Annotated in this window: 15 protein-coding genes and 1 pseudogene; 9 read left to right on the top strand and 7 right to left on the bottom strand. The window is 62.4% G+C overall.

The window, feature by feature from the left end; translation table 11 throughout:
• The first annotated feature begins 13 nt into the window (after positions 1 to 13).
• Both QTI17_RS31250 and QTI17_RS31245 read left to right on the top strand, forming a co-directional pair.
• Positions 14 to 1,588 carry a serine hydrolase gene (locus QTI17_RS31250; protein ID WP_286537757.1) on the top strand — a complete coding sequence of 525 codons (1,575 nt, stop codon included), beginning with the start codon at positions 14 to 16 and terminating at the stop codon, positions 1,586 to 1,588.
• A gap of 530 nt (positions 1,589 to 2,118) precedes the next feature.
• On the top strand, positions 2,119 to 2,466 hold the full coding sequence (locus QTI17_RS31245) for a hypothetical protein (RefSeq protein ID WP_286537755.1): 348 nt from the start codon (positions 2,119 to 2,121) through the stop codon (positions 2,464 to 2,466).
• A gap of 236 nt (positions 2,467 to 2,702) precedes the next feature.
• Here the strand turns inward: QTI17_RS31245 and QTI17_RS31240 are convergent, their stop codons facing one another.
• The 6 genes and pseudogenes from QTI17_RS31240 to QTI17_RS35270 all read right to left on the bottom strand — a co-directional run bounded on the left by QTI17_RS31240 (position 2,703) and on the right by QTI17_RS35270 (position 6,291).
• Entirely contained in the window at positions 2,703 to 3,554 is an 852-nt protein-coding gene (locus tag QTI17_RS31240; RefSeq protein WP_286537754.1) for a toll/interleukin-1 receptor domain-containing protein, read from the bottom strand.
• Entirely contained in the window at positions 3,542 to 4,126 is a 585-nt protein-coding gene (locus QTI17_RS31235) for a hypothetical protein (protein WP_286537753.1), read from the bottom strand. Before QTI17_RS31235 ends, QTI17_RS31240 begins: the two co-directional genes overlap by 13 nt.
• An 85-nt stretch (positions 4,127 to 4,211) precedes the next feature.
• Complete coding sequence (locus QTI17_RS31230) at positions 4,212 to 5,174, bottom strand: transposase (RefSeq protein ID WP_286537751.1); 963 nt, start codon at positions 5,172 to 5,174, stop codon at positions 4,212 to 4,214.
• Positions 5,175 to 5,470: 296 nt separating this feature from the next.
• Positions 5,471 to 5,713 (bottom strand): hypothetical protein, encoded by a 243-nt coding sequence (locus tag QTI17_RS31225; protein ID WP_286537750.1) that lies wholly within the window; start codon positions 5,711 to 5,713, stop codon positions 5,471 to 5,473.
• A 121-nt stretch (positions 5,714 to 5,834) separates the two neighbouring features.
• Positions 5,835 to 6,233 (bottom strand): annotated as a pseudogene (locus QTI17_RS31220) (transposase); the annotation flags it as partial.
• On the bottom strand, positions 6,211 to 6,291 hold the full coding sequence (locus QTI17_RS35270; RefSeq protein ID WP_503011149.1) for a hypothetical protein: 81 nt from the start codon (positions 6,289 to 6,291) through the stop codon (positions 6,211 to 6,213). The pseudogene QTI17_RS31220 and the gene QTI17_RS35270, both read right to left, overlap by 23 nt.
• A gap of 571 nt (positions 6,292 to 6,862) precedes the next feature.
• Here QTI17_RS35270 and QTI17_RS31210 point away from each other — a divergent pair.
• The 6 genes from QTI17_RS31210 to QTI17_RS31185 all read left to right on the top strand — a co-directional run bounded on the left by QTI17_RS31210 (position 6,863) and on the right by QTI17_RS31185 (position 14,057).
• Positions 6,863 to 8,098, top strand: coding sequence for an IS4 family transposase (locus QTI17_RS31210; protein ID WP_286537746.1), 1,236 nt, complete (start codon positions 6,863 to 6,865; stop codon positions 8,096 to 8,098).
• 473 nt (positions 8,099 to 8,571) lie between these two features.
• Positions 8,572 to 8,748, top strand: coding sequence for a hypothetical protein (locus QTI17_RS31205; protein WP_286537745.1), 177 nt, complete (start codon positions 8,572 to 8,574; stop codon positions 8,746 to 8,748).
• Positions 8,745 to 11,549 (top strand): CHAT domain-containing protein, encoded by a 2,805-nt coding sequence (locus QTI17_RS31200; protein WP_286537743.1) that lies wholly within the window; start codon positions 8,745 to 8,747, stop codon positions 11,547 to 11,549. The genes QTI17_RS31205 and QTI17_RS31200 overlap by 4 nt, the downstream gene beginning before the upstream one ends.
• A 17-nt stretch (positions 11,550 to 11,566) precedes the next feature.
• The gene (locus tag QTI17_RS31195) at positions 11,567 to 12,346 is read left to right on the top strand and encodes a hypothetical protein (protein ID WP_286537742.1); all 780 of its coding nucleotides are present in this window, start codon (positions 11,567 to 11,569) and stop codon (positions 12,344 to 12,346) included.
• Between the two features lie 194 nt (positions 12,347 to 12,540).
• Positions 12,541 to 13,395 (top strand): 4a-hydroxytetrahydrobiopterin dehydratase, encoded by an 855-nt coding sequence (locus tag QTI17_RS31190; protein ID WP_286537741.1) that lies wholly within the window; start codon positions 12,541 to 12,543, stop codon positions 13,393 to 13,395.
• Between the two features lie 224 nt (positions 13,396 to 13,619).
• On the top strand, positions 13,620 to 14,057 hold the full coding sequence (locus tag QTI17_RS31185) for a hypothetical protein (protein ID WP_286537740.1): 438 nt from the start codon (positions 13,620 to 13,622) through the stop codon (positions 14,055 to 14,057).
• A 244-nt stretch (positions 14,058 to 14,301) separates the two neighbouring features.
• Here QTI17_RS31185 and QTI17_RS31180 read toward each other — a convergent pair whose 3' ends face one another.
• Positions 14,302 to 14,589: a hypothetical protein gene (locus QTI17_RS31180; protein WP_286537737.1), complete on the bottom strand. Its 288-nt coding sequence runs from the start codon at positions 14,587 to 14,589 to the stop codon at positions 14,302 to 14,304.
• Here QTI17_RS31180 and QTI17_RS31175 point away from each other — a divergent pair.
• Entirely contained in the window at positions 14,576 to 14,938 is a 363-nt protein-coding gene (locus QTI17_RS31175) for a peptidoglycan-binding domain-containing protein (protein ID WP_286537736.1), read from the top strand. The genes QTI17_RS31180 and QTI17_RS31175 overlap by 14 nt on opposite strands.
• The last annotated feature ends 250 nt before the right edge of the window (positions 14,939 to 15,188 follow it).

The following is a 15,188-nucleotide window of genomic DNA, read 5'->3' as shown; positions in this document are numbered from 1 at the left end:
AGGCAGCCTCGCGATGTCCGCTTGTGGCGGTGGGGGAGGCGCCACGGTGTTCGTGCCCGTGTCGGCGCCCGCCAGCGGCCCGGTCCTCGGCGCATCGCCGGCGCAGGATGTCGCGGTCGCCATCCCGCCGGGACAGGTCGATGCCGCGATCGCCAAGCTCGACGACCTGGCGGCCGACATCATGCATCGGTCGAACATTCCGGGCATGGCCGTGGCCGTGGTGAAGGACGGCAAGACGGTCTACGCCAAGGGCTTCGGCGTACGTCGCATGGGCTCGTCCGAAGCGGTCGATGCCGACACGGTGTTCCAGCTCGCGTCCATGTCCAAGCCGATCGGCGCCACCGTCGTGGCCGGGCTCGTGTCGAACGACACCGTGTCCTGGAACACGCCCGTGGCGACGCTCCTGCCCGGCTTCAAGCTGTCGGACGACTGGGCCTCGCAGCAGGTGACGATCGGCGACCTGTACGCGCACCGCTCCGGGCTGCCCGAGCATGCCGGCGACCGGCTCGAGGACCTGGGCTACGACCGTCGGCAGGTGATCGAGCGTCTGCGCCATGTGCCGCTCGACGGTTTCCGGATCAAGTACGCCTACACCAACTTCGGGCTCACGGCCGGCGCCGAGGCGGCGGCAACCGCGGCGGGCCAGGATTGGGCCGCGCTGTCCGAGCGCATCCTCTACCGGCCTCTGGGCATGACGGCGACGAGTTCGCGCTTCGCCGACTACATGCAGCGCGGCAACCGTACCTATCCCCATGTGAAGCAGGACGGCCGCTACCAGGCGCTCTACCAGCGCGAACCCGATGCGCAGTCGCCGGCTGGTGGCGTGAGCTCCAGCGTCAACGACCTGGCGCACTGGATGTCGCTGGTGTTGCAGGACGGCAGCTACCAGGGCCTGCCGGTGCTCAAGGCCGAGGCCCTGCTGCCTGCGATCAGCGCGCAGATCGTGAACGCGCCCGCCGACAGCGCCACGGCGCGCGCGGGCTTCTACGGCTATGGCTTCAACGTCGGCACTTCGTCGTCCGGGCGCGTGAAGCTCTCGCATTCGGGCGCCTTCCTGCTCGGCGCCGGGACCGCCTTCTCGATGATTCCCTCGGCCGGCGTCGCGATCGTCACACTGACCAACGCCTCGCCCGTGGGAGCGGCCGAGGCCCTCAACGCCTCGTTCGACGACCTGGTCGAATTCGGCAAGCCCACGCGCGACTGGTACGCGGCCTACTCGGAGCGGATGGCGAGCCTGTTTGCCCTCGACGGCTCGCTCGCCGGCCAGCCGGCGCCGACCCAACCAGCGCCCGCGCTGGGCAACGGCGCCTACACCGGACGCTATGCGAATGACTACTACGGCGATGCCGTCGTCGAAGTCTCCGGCGGTGGCCTGCTGCTCAGGATGGGGCCGACCGGCACGAAGATCTATGCGCTTCGCCACTGGAGCGGCAACACCTTCGTCTTCGACCTCTCCGGGGAAAACGCCGAGCCCGGATCCCTCTCGAGGATCGATTTCAGGCCCGGCGCCCCGGGCGTGTCGCAAAGCCTGCAGATCGAGTACTACGCCGAGGACGTCGCACGGGGCGTGTTTACTCTAAAGCCATAGCGCGGTCACGGCTCAACGACCCTGCCCGTCCCGGAGATGCCTCACGGTGTCAGGCGACACGACAAACCGCCCCCCTGGGGCAGTTCCTGATGTCGCTTGACACACGGCCCCGAGGTCATTGCGCGTCCTGTTTGAGCGCCGGCAGAACTGGATGTCGCTGGCGGCTTACTGGACGTGGCTGTCGGTCGACGGCGTGTGCGCAGTGCTGTGCTGTATTGCAGGTCGGGATAGTCGAGAGCATCCACGTCGCCCATGGCCCGGCCACGGTCCGCAACCAGCCCGAAATTATCGAAGCACAATTATGTTTATCGACCTTCCGCGCCCGATCAAGGGTATGGGGAAAGGGCGGGGAGGGTAGTGGAGGGGTTCTATCCGGCCGGGGGGGTGGAGGTTTTTGCGCGCTCTTTCTGACCGGATAAACCCGCATGGCATAGGAAAAAGAGAAAACAACGGTGCTGCGACAAACTGTCATGGCCTCGCGAGGTCGGCATCGCTGGCGCTCGCACTTGCACCCTTGCAGGAGCCTTGCCATGCCCTTCCTCGCCCCCTCGTTCGCCCGCCTGCCGCCCTTGGTTTACCTGCTCGACGACCAGGTTGAATCACGAGAAAAAATTGCTCGGCATCTGGGGGTGAGCTTTCGGACGCTGCAGCGCTACCAGGCCAGCGGCAACGCGCCCCGCGCGGTGTACCTGGCCCTTTGGTTCGAGAGCCGCTGGGGCATGGTCGCCCTCCACACGCAGGCCTACAACGAAGCCCAGCATGCCCGCGCCTGGGTCGCGGCCCTGGAGCGCGAGTGCGAGCTGCGTGGCGTCATCCGTGCGTACGAGGACGCGCAGGCCCATCCCGCGGCCAACGCGCCCGCCTATCACTTGATTTGAAGCGCGAAGCGCGCAAGGTTGCGACTTGGCGCCGTGGCTCCGTCGCGCCAGTTCCGGCCGCTGGGACCGGAAAAGCGCCAAGGTCGAAATCCAGATCGGTGCCGTGCGCTGGAGGCTGCCTGTTGGACCTCGCCGCTATCACATCAGAATCCGGAACTTCGGTGAAATCTCAGTGGAATCAACGAGTGCCTCTGCCCGCTATACGTGGTCGCGCCGCGAAACGTTCTGAGGGAGGTTCAGTCCTTGATAAGGGAAACGATCGACGTCTCTGAAATCATGTCGCGCAACGCCTGTACGCTCTGCGCGAACTTGGCTCTCCGGCGATCGAACTCTAATTCGTAGGCCGGTTCGAAGATACCGAGGCCCGAACGATCTAGGCTCCCGCGCAGGGACGCCATGAATCGATGATTCACCTCGGCGAGCTCGGTCTCTCCCATTAGGTCAACGTGAAGAAGATCGTCGCGCAAGGCGGGCGTGGCGATTTTCAAAAGGACGTTGCGTCGCGCCAGCTGCACACTGAGTTCCGCAAATGCACCCGAGCGACGTCCGAGGACGAACCATTCGGCAAGCAACGATCTAGAGATATGTATAACCTCGCGCTCGGTCAATGATTCAATCCCGATCGCGACCGCTGGAGTTGATGGGGCCGCCGAGTCAGATTTCGCAGGCCGTGCATCGCAAATCGCGTCGTCGCCCTTTATGCTGGCCGCTATCGTAAGAGCGGCTGCGTCAAGATCCGCAAGCGAGACATGCCGAAAGGTTTTCAAGAGGGGAGGGAGCACAACGCGATCGTCGACAGTTGCCACGAAGAAGGGCTTGTCTGCGTCGCCGATATGCTTGTGGAGAATCGCGCGGTATTCAAGAAGAGTCCATTGCTTCTGGAAGTACGCGTCGGAAGCGACGATGAGCGAAAAAGCATTGTCACTGAGCGCCTGATCAATCCACCCAATGATGGATCTCCCGACGGGCAAGTTCTCGCTGTATAGGTCGGGCGCGATGCCGTTGGCACGCAATGCTGCGGCAAGATCCTCCACCTTGGACAGGTTTTCGGAGGCAAAGCTTACGAAGAGGGTTGTCAGGTCGGACATTTCTTCGATTCGGTTGGCGTTGGACGGAGGATTTCGTCTGGCGTTGGGGTCCGGTCACTAAATGAGGCGACTTGAATCAAATCAGACAGATCCAAATGCAGATCCGGATGCGCCTTCACGAAGCGCAACAAGGCAGCGATTTCTGCGTATCGCTGGAGGCGGCTCAACGCTGGATAGGATTTCTGAAGAATTCCGCTCTCAAGCACACGGTTTACTTCCTTCATGGGCGGGTTCAGATCGCGAATCTTGAAACTCGCATCAGTCTCTCGCGCAGCAAGAACTTTGCCGTTCTTGATTATACGCTCGCGAGTTGCGTACCGCCACTTCAGCCGGCCATTGATGCGAATCGAATCAGCAAGGACATTCAACACAGGATCTTCGTCCCAAAGAATCGCCAAGGTGTCTGAGGGCATCATTTCTAGTATCGTATACGCGGCGTTTAGCTGTCGGTGGGAGGCCTCAGCATTCGAGATGCCGAAAAGTCGGCGCAACGTACTCGCAATCTGGTCGAGCTCGCCGGGACGAAGTTGTTCCGCGTTATGCGCCGCGAGCAGCGCGGCGTTGCGAGGCAACGAGTCAGTTTTCAGCTGCTCTCTGGCCGACCGCAGAACAGCTTGCCGCCACCCCGCATCAAGCTCTGAGCAACCGTCTTTCGTGTCAAGTGGTGTGAAGCGAATCCTCCCAATGTTTGCCCGACTTTGCGATGGCATTGAGCACCGTGAGCATCTTGCGCATGGCCGCCACCAGTGCGACCTTCTTGAGCTTGCCGGCGGCCAGCAGGCGTTGGTAGAAGGTCTTGAAGACGGCGTTGTGGCGCACGGCCACCAAGGTAGCCATGTACAACGTTCGCCGCACGTCAGCCCGCCCGCCCCAGATCGAGCGCTGCCCGCGCATCTGGCCGGAGTCGCGGTTGATCGGCGCTACGCCTACCAGCGCGGCAATGCGCCTGCGGCACAACGAGCCCAGTTCGGGCAACTCGGCCAGCAGCGTGGCGACGGTGGCCGCGCCGATGCCCTTGACGCTGCTCAGGGCCTGGGCCAGCGCGCCATGGTGGGCCTGCACATGGCCGGCGCACTGGCCCTCGATACCGTCAAGCTGCTTCTTGAGGAACGCGATGGTCTCCTCGATGCTGGGCCTGGCGCTGGCGTGGGACATGCGCAGGCGCTGGCGCTCGCTGGTGAGCATGCCCACGATCTGGCGCCGGCGCAGGACCAGAGCCTGCAGGCACTGCAGTTCGGCGTCGGCCAGTGGCTTGACGAAGCGCTCGCGCTCGGGGTGCTGGTGCAGCACCCGGGCGAAGGCAGCCAGCATGCGCGCATCCAGGCTGCCGGTCTTGGCCAGGGCACCCATGGCGCGGGCGAAGTCGCGCGCCTGGCGAGGGTTGACCACGGCAACAGCCAAGCCGCTGGCCTGCAGTGCGCAGGCGGCCTCGAACTCGTAGCCGCCGGTAGCCTCCAGCACGACCAGGGCCGGGGCCAGGGCCAGGGCCGCCAGCTCCGCGCAAAGTGCCTCGATGCCTGCGGTGTCGTTGGCGCGCCGCCAGGAGGCGGCCTGCGCGGAACTGGCCACCTCCAGGGTGTCACGCGAAACATCGATGCCGATGAACATAGCTTCGGACATGTTCTTCCGATCCCATCCTTGTTTATGCGAACTCGAAGATTCCTACAACCGTTCGGGTTACAGGAAGAACGGTCCGACGCACGCGCCCAGAGCTCAGAGACGGGCTCGAAGGCCCAGAGGCAGAACGGGCTGCGTGCGCCGGTCCGAAACCAGCACTGCGGGCGGGCAGGCTGTGGATTTGTGGACGATGCGGCTGCGCCGCACCGGCGGGCTTGCCGTGGACAACGCTGCGCGTTGCCCACCGCGCCCACCTTCGCCCACAAGCTCCACAGCCTTCTACTACCTGCAGTTAAGACTCAAAGATACAAGGCTTGCAAGTTCGGAGCCTTGCTATTGGCTTTGACCAAGGCTTGGTGCGCTGCTTCAAGCTCTTCCGAAGGCGGTATCTCGCCAACGAAGTTGATCAGCTCGATCAAGAATGCTCGGTCAGATGCCAACTGTTCTTCAGATTGCCTGAAGAAGACTGGGCAGAGTTGGTCGTATGCCGGGTTGTTGGCGCCGTCCGGCAGCGTTGGTTCGCCTAGGGAGATGCTGATCAATGAACGACGCCGTCGTGTCTGAGAGCATCACGACGCAATGTGGTCGCGATTCCGGTCGACTTCGCGCGGTGAGGCCCGCCAACCGGGCGCTTTGCGCCTCTTGCGAGGCTACTTTCGATGTTCAAGACGCACCTCGGCCATGCGCGACCAGCAACGACCTCTTGGCGATGACCGGATTGGCCAATCCGAACAGGCTGAACAGCTGTGCCTCGTTCTTCGCCAGGCCCTTGTAGCGGGTCTTCTTGTGACGAAACAGGTTCTTGATCACGTGGAACGGATGCTCGACCTTGGCCCGGATGCTCGCCTTCAACTGTTCGGCCTTCTCGAGCAGGCGGGCCCACTTGCGCGTCGGGTCGAGTTGTCGGCGCTTGCCCGGTTGCATCGCCACGTGCCACTGCGGCCCTTGCGCTTCCTCGCGCTTGTCCACGCCCCGATACCCAGCATCGCCGAAGGCCGCCGTTTCCTCGCCGTGCAGCAGCGCGCCAGCTTGCGTCACGTCATTGACGTTGACGACGAATCCAGGCGCTCAACTGATTCGCGTTGATCCCGCACTCGCGAGCGATCCTCGCAATCGACATCCCCGGCTCGCGGCACGCGAGTATCAGATCCCGCTTTGCCTGCGCGTCATAGACACACCGCCCGTCGCGTTTGCGCCCGACAACGAGGCGCTTGCCCAACTCCGACAACCACTCTGACATCACGTTCCCATGTTGCTGTACATGGGAACGTAGCTTCATCGTCCACGGCGGCCGCCGCAAGGACGTGGTTTATTGAGCGCTTACGATCAAACCACCGATTGCTCAAGCGAGCATCAAGTGATGGCAACACAGGTTAGACCGTGGTTGGCAAAGCCCGATGTATACGAAGCACGTAAAGTGCGACACAGCCGTTTGGGGCGCCAACCAGCACATCCCATCAGGGACTGCGACGACAACGTCGCGCTGAAGTCCGAATGTACGGGTGCAATCTTTCCTTCGAGCCATCAAGATGAGAACTTGGCAAACCGGGGGCGTCCATGTACGTATACATGCATGCAGACCGTTTCACGTCACCATCGAAAAAGAGCTTGCAAAAGGCGCCGGGTCCCAATACTGTTCGGATAAGACAATTTGATCCACAATGACCACCGTCGCAACGACGGAGTCGGGCATGGCACGAACCAAGGCGATCCTGGGCACTGGTGCAAGGTTGGCTGACTTTCTGAGCGCCAGTTTGCTGGCGCGAGTCGCGCCGGCTGAGGTGGTCAATGCAGTATTGGACGCCCACGCCTGCAATTCGCAGCGCGTGCGCAGCTTTCCGGCGGTGGCAGGGACGTACTACTGCATGGCGCTGAGCCTTTATCCCGAGGCCGCCTATGAGGAGGTCTTCGCCGCTGTGTCGCAAGGGCTTGCCTGGGCCGCTGGCGCTGCGGAACCACCTCGGGTGACCAAGTCCTCGATCAGCGAGTTGCGCAGCAAGATCGGCGCGGCACCTTTGCAGGAATTGGTCGAGCGATGTTGCGTGCCACTGGCCGATGCTCTTACGCACCCTCACGCGTTCTATGCCGAGCTGAGGCTTGTCGCCATTGATGGGAGCTCCTTCGAGTTGCCTGACGAGGCCGAGAACGCGGCGCATTTCGGTTACCCGGGCAGCAGCAGTGGGCACGCCGGCTACCCGCAGGCGCGATGCATGGTGCTGGTGGAGTGCGCCACGCATGCGATTCTGGGCGCCAACCTGGGACCCTTTCGCAGTGACGAGTGGGCGCTGTTCCAACGGCTGTTGCCTCTGCTGAAGCCGGGCATGCTCTGCATGGCCGACAGGGGGTTCAACGGCTTCGAGCACTGGCGCCAGGCGCAGGCCACCGGGGCACAACTGCTGTGGCGCTGCGTAGGAAACCGTCAACTGCCGGTGCATCGCATGCTGGAGGACGGCTCCTACCTGAGCGCCATCCACCCCATCCGTCTGGGTCGAAAGAAGGCGGCAGCCCAGGCCATAGTGGTGCGCGTCATCGAGTACGCCTTGCCGGGGCAGGAAGATTCGCAGCCACGCTACCGGCTCTTGACTACCCTGTTAGACCCGCTGGCTGCGCCGGCGCTGGAGCTGGCGGCGCTCTATAGCCAGCGCTGGGAGATCGAGGCTGTCTTTGACGAGCTCAAGACCCATCTGCGGCAGAACCGACGCGTGCTGCGCAGCAAGACCGCCGAGCTGGTGCGTCAGGAGTTCTACGGCTGGGTGCTGGCGCACTACGCGGTGCGCTGGCTGCTGCACCAGGGCGCCACACGACACCGACTGGCGCATGCCGAGCTGTCCTTCACGGGGCACGTACACCTACTTCGCCGCGCACAGCCCCACTCCGGGGCCTTTCCCCCCAGCGCACCCGAGACGCCGACGACGATGGTTCAATGAACTGCTCGACGCTTGCGGCCAAATCCGCGCCACCCGTACGCTGAACAAGCGCTCGCCACGGATGGTCAAGCGGCGCCACTCGAGGTATGCCCCATTTGATCGCCGGGCAACGACCCGAGTGCCGATGGATTGCACGCCCGAAATCATTGATCCGCCTCAGCCCCGATCCACGTCACCAGACTCTCACATACCGTATCGATTTAGGAGCTTCATGCCATAACCGAACAGTATTGCGCCGGGTCCATACATGCACGAAAAGTACGACAACCCCGGATTACACCCCGGAGATCTTCGCCGAGCAGGAACGTCACGTACGTGAGACACCTCTCGCCCGACTCGATCACTCAAAATGAGGATGCATCCGAGGGCTGAGGCATCTACCCTCGCGCACAAGCATGTCGAAAGCAGTTTCCGACAAGGGAGCGCGTTAGAGCATCCAGGCCCGGGCCCCAATCAAGCATGAGAGAAGTTCCATGGCAAACACCATCGATGTTTGGTTCACTCTTGATCGGGTCGGGTCCGCCCTGCGGCTTGCCGGTGCGCTGGCCAAAAACAAGCTCGATAATTTGAAGGGTTCGGCGAGGGTCGGAGCGTATCAGTACCAATTTGAGCCAGAGCCGCATCGCTCCGATCCACAGGGCCAAAAGTGACGCTGACCGTATCGCTCATCAACGGTGACCTCGCCTTCATTTCGGGGGCCCTACTTATCGGTCACTACACTTCGCTCGGTTTAACCGGATCGGAAGCGGCGATCGATCGACTCCTAGCCGGGAAGCTTCAGCGTTCTTTGCGCGCTGGCGACTATCCGGAGGAGCCGGGCAGCACCAAGATCTTTCGCAATACCAGGCTTCCTTCGGACAATCCTTGGCAGTTGCCTCGGCCAGCCGCGGTGATTGTCGTGGGACTTGGCCAAGAAGTTTCCCTTCAGGCAGATGGGCTGAAGAACGCGATTGCCGCCGGTGCTGTTGCCTGGGCGCTGTACGCCGAGGAGCAGAAATCCAAGGCTGCCGCGGGCATCAGCCTGGCAGCCACGCTGATTGGCAGCGGCGGCTTGAACATCTCTGCGGGGCAGTCAGCACAGTTGATCGTTCAGGCCGTGCTTGATGCCAACGCCCGTCTGGCGGCCGTCGACGTGCCTGAAGATGCCAATCGTCCGCCGGTCATCGAGAGCCTGACGCTTGTGGATCTATACCTTGATCGCGCCGGCGAAGCGTGGCGGGCCTTGACTGAGCTCCAATTTAGTAGCTCGGCAGACTTCCATCTCGAACCGCGAATCGCCAAGCGCGATGCCGCACTCGACCGTCCGCTGGAATCGAGCTACCGTGGCTCCAGCTACGACCTGATCGTCGCCACCTGGGAGGAAGCAGGCGAGGACAACGCCTCGGTCCGCTACCGGCTCGACACTCGGCGGGCGCGCTCGGAGATTCAGGCGCAGTCAGCCCAGGTTTCCCTGCTTCGCCAGCTTCTCGCCGATGGCTCCAATCCCGACGCCCTGGATCGTGTTCTCGGCCGGACACTATTCAGGCTTCTCGTCCCGGTCGAGCTGGCACCTTTCATGGCGAGCAGCACCGAAATGCAGATCGAGGTGGATGCGCACACAGCGGCCATTCCATGGGAACTGCTGGACACGCCCAAGGGTTCGGCAACCGATCAAACGCCATGGGCGATGCGCACGAAGCTACTGCGCAAGCTGCGAACCGTTGCGTACCGGCCCAAGGTCGACGAGTCACCGGAGGATGCCGGTGTGTTGGTGATTGGCGAGCCGGCCTGTCCTAAAGGCTATGCCAGACTTCCGGGCGCCCGCCGAGAGGCACGGGCCGTGCAGGCGATGATCCGCGAGTCGGGCTGGACTGGCACGATTAAGGCACTCATTGCCAGCGATGCCAAGGACTTGGTCGGTGCTGACGGTCGGACGATCATGCGCGTCCTGCTCGACCGACCCTGGCGCATAGTTCACATCTGCGGCCATGGCGAAGCTGCGACCCAGACAAATCCGCGCGGCGTAGTCCTTACCGATGGAGCCTTCCTTGGCCCGCGCGAGGTTGCCAATATGCGGCCAGTACCCGAGTTGGTAATTGTGAACTGCTGTTTCGCCGGCGCGCATAGCGCGGGCGACTTTGCTGGCGCCGCAACGCCGCCTACCGGCGCGTTGGCCAACAGCCAGCAATTCGCCGCTAACGTCACAGACCAGTTGATGTCAATCGGCGTTCGATGCGTGGTTGCCACCGGCTGGGCCGTTGACGACGAAGCGGCCGAAGCCTTTGCGTCTGCGTTCTACAAGAGCCTGCTGCGAGGGTCCCGATTCATGGACGCCGTGGCCTCAGGCAGGGAAGCCGCCCGTGCTAAACACGGAAACACTTGGGCGGCCTACCAATGCTATGGTGACCCTGACTGGCGTCTACGGCTAGGCCCGGGGGATGCGCAGGCGCCAACCACGCCGCTGGCCATGGCCTTGACACGTGTTGCGTCCGTTCCTGGTCTCGTATTGGCGCTGCGCACGCTATCTGTGCGCGCCAGGTACCACCATGAGCGCGACGAGGCAGCACCAAACGCGCTTCGCGATCTCGAGCGCCGATTCGACCATGCCTGGGGGCACCAAGGCGATCTGGCCGAGGCGTTTGGCAATGCATGGCTGGCCATGGGCGACAGGAAAGCGGCTGCGGCCTGGCTCGAGCGGGCCGTTGCATCCGAGGATGGTGCGGCCACCTTCAAGGCGGCCGAAAGTCTTCTCAATCTCCGCGTTCGAGTCGCCTTCGATGCATTCCAAGGCACGCTCCTAGGATTCGGCAAGAAGCCGGAAGAACTCACGCAGGAACAGTCAACCTTGCTTCGGGAGAGCGCGACGGAGACCAGCGAAGCCATCGAGGGAGTGGTCGAAGCGCTGTCGCAACTGTCCACGGTTGCCGAGACTTCGGAGCGTTCCAATCTGTGCGGCTCCGCTTGGAAGCGCCTTGCGATGATTAGTTGGACGATCCGCGAGCATGAACATTCTGCCAACTGCGTTGCGCGCATGCGGGAGCAATACGCTAGAGGCTGGCAGCTGTCGCAGGGGAAAGCACATGTCGATCGCTTCTATTCGGCGATGAATGTGCTCGCCGCTGCCGTCGCCTCGGGCGACGAGTGGGACCCAGCAATTGCCGACCAGGTGAGGCGGTTGGTCGACGAGCACCATCGCTCCGCACCGGATTTCTGGAACGCGACAGCGAGTGTTGAGATCGCCTTCTGGGAGGCACTTGCGGTGTCCCAGGTGACGACGCGACGCGACGCACTCGCGGCCTCGCTCGCGGACTTGCATGACAGGGTGAGCGATCCGTCGATGTGGAGTTCGGTGTTGGATCAGACTCGCTTCGTCGTGACGGTTCGCGGACACCGGTTTCCCCCATTGTCGACAGAGCAAGGGGCTATCAATGCCCTGATGGCAGTTCTGTCGACCTTTGCGCAGTGCCCCTAGGAAGCAAGGAGATGATGATGAGCCCAAAGTATGTTGAAGACGCCCTGAACTACGTCGATTCTGCCGATCTGCCGGAGCCACGAAGTGGCCGCCGCGGGAGCCCCGAAAGCAAGACCGTGCTGGACGCGCTGGACACCACGCGCCAGCAAGCGGCCGTAGTCGGCTCGGAGGTGGTCGCATTTGCGGAAGGCGTCCCAGGTGTCTTCCGGCAGAACCTCGCCAACAGCACCTTGCTCGCCCAGCTTGTGGCCACCAAGAAGGTGCCGGACAAGGCCCGTATCTTCGATTGGTACGACGCGTACTTCGACGCGCTGGCCAATATCGGCTGGACGGTGCAGGAGCGCAACTTCGCGGTCTACGTGGAAAGCGGTCAGAACTTCGAGGCGCACAAGGCGATCATCGCGGTCCTGTCGATGGCATTCGGCCCAGGTGCGACCGCCGTGGCCATGCTCACCGGCACGCTGGAGGCACTGCAGTCGATGGACGCGGACAGTCCATGGATCACACTGTTTTCCAAGGAAAGCATGGCTGCTGACACGGCCACGTTTCAAGTCAGCGCGGTCGAGAAAGGCCCGGACGGCGAGCCCTTTGTCACGCTCGCTGCCTTTGGCCTGCACGCCACGAAGGACTTGACCCAAGTCCTGTTCTTCAAGGCGCGTGCCAGCGATGTGACGCTTCGCCACTGCTCAAGCAAGATAGCCATCGATGCCGCGGTGGCTGCTGCCGTGCAACAGCCGCTTCGCGACAAGCTCGCCGCGCACGCAGTCGACTTCGTCAAGACATTGCCGGACCTATAAGGTCAACGCGAAGCCGGCGACCACCGCGCAATGACTGCCCATCGCAGACGGCACGGTGCGCAGCGTCATGCCGCCGTCGCCCAATGCCTGAGACCGTGTTAGGCGAGATCCTGGCAGGCGTGGAGTCGGCGAGGGCTGCGGGACCCGACGCGACGGAGATTACTTTCATTCGTGGAGACCTCAGGGAGATCAACATGGGCACCCCCCTCGCTTTTGTGAGCTATCGCCGTGCGGACAGTTCGGCGGCCTCGCGCTGGCTGGCTAATAGCATTGCCAGGACCTTCGGGGACGAGACGGTATTCATAGACACTGAGTCAATCCGCATGTCGGACGACTGGGCACTGCGAATCGAGAACGCGCTAGAGAGGGCAACATTACTCATTCCGGTCATTGGCCCTCACTGGCTCAGTAGCGATCACAATTTCGGTCGCCGACGGATAGACGACGAAGACGACTGGGTTCACAAGGAGATAGTATTTGCTATTCGGCAGAAAAAACGCATCTTGCCTGTGCTTCTTTCTCGCACACCTCGCCCCCCGCCGGATGCTCTTCCGACACCCTTAGCCTCACTTGCCCGGTACCAGTCATTTGAGCTCCGCGATGAGCGGTGGGAATCTGATCTGGATACTCTCCTGAATGAGCTGGAACGCTTTTCCTTCAATCGAGTTCCGGGTGTCAAATTGCGTTATCCCACTCCGATGGTCTCTCTGAGAGAATTGGCTGTCGAAGAGTTGCAAGAGCGGCTAACTAAGCTTCCAAACTGGCGGATAGTTACATCTGCAGCCCCAAGGTCAAGTGCGGCTGCTCGGGTAGAGCTCGTCAAGACTTTTGAATTTGCTAGCTTCAAGGACGCAATTGGCTTCATGAACGACGCGGTTCCGAAAATTAATGAGATGCAGCATCATCCTCGCTGGGAGAACGTCTGGCGCAATGTCACCGTTTCTCTCTCCACCTGGGACATTGGGCATCGTCCCTCTGAAATCGATATCGAACTTGCACGGTTCCTCGAAATACATCGATCGAAGTTTGCAGAACCGAAAGGTTCTTGACGGAGGTGACAAGAGGTCAGTACCAACTTCCGATCGTGGCTTGGAACTCTCGGGCGGCATTGTGACGTTGCCTACGGCTCAAGTTTCCCGAACGCAACACGCCAGACGATTGCGCAAGCGCTGCGGTTGGCCCACACTGTCCGACATGGAAAATCCCGCGCGGGTGCTACGACTCGCTGCCTGTTGTGTCGAAGCCGTACTCGCGGCGGCACACCCGCCTGCGCATGCCGAGCCCACGATGTGCCCGCAGCCGCAGCGTGCCGTTCTCATGCGCCGTTGGTGCCAAGCAGATTGCAGTCTGCGCCTCGGACCCACTGACGGAGACGACGGGGACGCTGCAGTACCGTTTCGGCCGGCCGGCGAAGGTCGAGATGGCCTATCCGCCGATGACTGCGGACTGGCGCGAACTGACGCGCGCCGGCACCTTGATGTTCTCCGGCGGTGGCGGCGCATTCATTGCCTTCGACAAGCGCCCCTATCGCTACGTCGTGTACAGCGCCGTCGGCCACGGCTGGGCCAGCAAGGCCGGAGTCACCGTCGAGCGCTTCGGCAAACGGGTGGCTAACCTGATTTGCACGGAGGGCACGGGTTCCGAACTCGGGCCGGCGTTGTTCTCCGCGGCCGGCATCAAACCCTTCGAGGGCAGCTTCGAGCTGCCGTGAGCGGCGATGGTCGGGATGTCGACAGTCTTGGGGATGAACAATAGCCCGTAGGGCGCTAGATTGCATGCTGGATACGTGCCTCGACAATCCATGGGGGAAGCACATGATCGAAGTTGATGCGCAAACCATGCGCGAAGTAGCGCCGAGCTTCAGCGGTGCCAACGGCCAGCGGCAGAACTCCATCATCACCGCCGTCGGCGAGGTGCTGGCCCGGACCCTGCAGGTCTATGCGATCGACACCCGGCTACGCATCGCCCACTTCCTGGCCCAGACCTGCCACGAGTCGGCTGGCTTTCGCACCACTGAGGAGTTTGCCAGCGGTCAGGCCTACGAGGGCCGCGCCGACCTCGGCAACGTCAACCCCGGCGATGGCGTCCGCTACAAGGGACGCGGTCTGATGCAGCTGACTGGCCGCGCCAACTACCGCGATTTCGGATCGAGGCTCGGCATCGATCGCCTGCGAGTTCTGGAAGAAGAAGGGCGTCAACGCGGCCTGCGATGCCGACGATGTCGTGCGCGTGACCAAGATCATCAACGGCGGCAACAACGGCCTGGACGACCGCCGCGCGCTGACCTCAAAGGCGAAGACAGCGATAGCGCGGCTAGAAGGCTTTGTACTCAGCGGCGTCGCGCCACCGAATGGAAACCGACCGGTCCTGCGCCGAGGCTCCAGGAGCGACATCGTCGGCGAACTACAGCGGCGACTGCGGGCGCTAGGCTTCATGATCGCCGTCGACAACGATTTCGGCGCCGGTACCGAGGTCGCGGTTGCAGCATTCCAGACGCAGCACGGACTGGCACCGGTGGACGGCATCGTCGGCAACGACACCTGGACAGGTCTGGACGACCGCTCGCCGGCGAAAAGTGACGCCAGGGACTGAGGCCCGGTGGTAGATACACGGACGCCCCCTCGGGCAAGCACTCAATTCGCGGCGGCTCGAAGGTAAAGATTGCCCCCTACATCCGACTCTGACGCAGCACGAATATGACGGACTTCATTCACTACTTGCATCGCCCCGTCCTAGTGCAGTGCGCTCGAAATAGCGGAACTTAATAGATGCGGCACACTCCGACCTCGATGGAGGTCGCAGCCATGCGCATTGCCCCAAGGATCGAACTGGATGCTGCTGT

This window comes from Variovorax sp. J31P179 (assembly GCF_030316985.1).
In the GTDB taxonomy this organism is placed as follows: domain Bacteria; phylum Pseudomonadota; class Gammaproteobacteria; order Burkholderiales; family Burkholderiaceae_C; genus Variovorax; species Variovorax ginsengisoli_B.
This window is presented reverse-complemented; position numbering and strand designations above follow the sequence as displayed.

Coding starts and splice junctions, on each gene's coding strand:
- QTI17_RS31210 (WP_286537746.1), top strand. CDS start 6,863: ATGGCACGAACCAAGGCGATCCTGGGCACTGGTGCAAGGTTGGCTGAC.
- QTI17_RS31230 (WP_286537751.1), bottom strand. CDS start 5,174: ATGTCCGAAGCTATGTTCATCGGCATCGATGTTTCGCGTGACACCCTG.
- QTI17_RS31250 (WP_286537757.1), top strand. CDS start 14: ATGTCCGCTTGTGGCGGTGGGGGAGGCGCCACGGTGTTCGTGCCCGTG.
- QTI17_RS31190 (WP_286537741.1), top strand. CDS start 12,541: ATGGGCACCCCCCTCGCTTTTGTGAGCTATCGCCGTGCGGACAGTTCG.
- QTI17_RS31180 (WP_286537737.1), bottom strand. CDS start 14,589: ATGATCTTGGTCACGCGCACGACATCGTCGGCATCGCAGGCCGCGTTG.
- QTI17_RS31245 (WP_286537755.1), top strand. CDS start 2,119: ATGCCCTTCCTCGCCCCCTCGTTCGCCCGCCTGCCGCCCTTGGTTTAC.
- QTI17_RS31240 (WP_286537754.1), bottom strand. CDS start 3,554: ATGTCCGACCTGACAACCCTCTTCGTAAGCTTTGCCTCCGAAAACCTG.
- QTI17_RS31205 (WP_286537745.1), top strand. CDS start 8,572: ATGGCAAACACCATCGATGTTTGGTTCACTCTTGATCGGGTCGGGTCC.
- QTI17_RS31195 (WP_286537742.1), top strand. CDS start 11,567: ATGAGCCCAAAGTATGTTGAAGACGCCCTGAACTACGTCGATTCTGCC.
- QTI17_RS31185 (WP_286537740.1), top strand. CDS start 13,620: ATGCCGAGCCCACGATGTGCCCGCAGCCGCAGCGTGCCGTTCTCATGC.
- QTI17_RS35270 (WP_503011149.1), bottom strand. CDS start 6,291: ATGTCGATTGCGAGGATCGCTCGCGAGTGCGGGATCAACGCGAATCAG.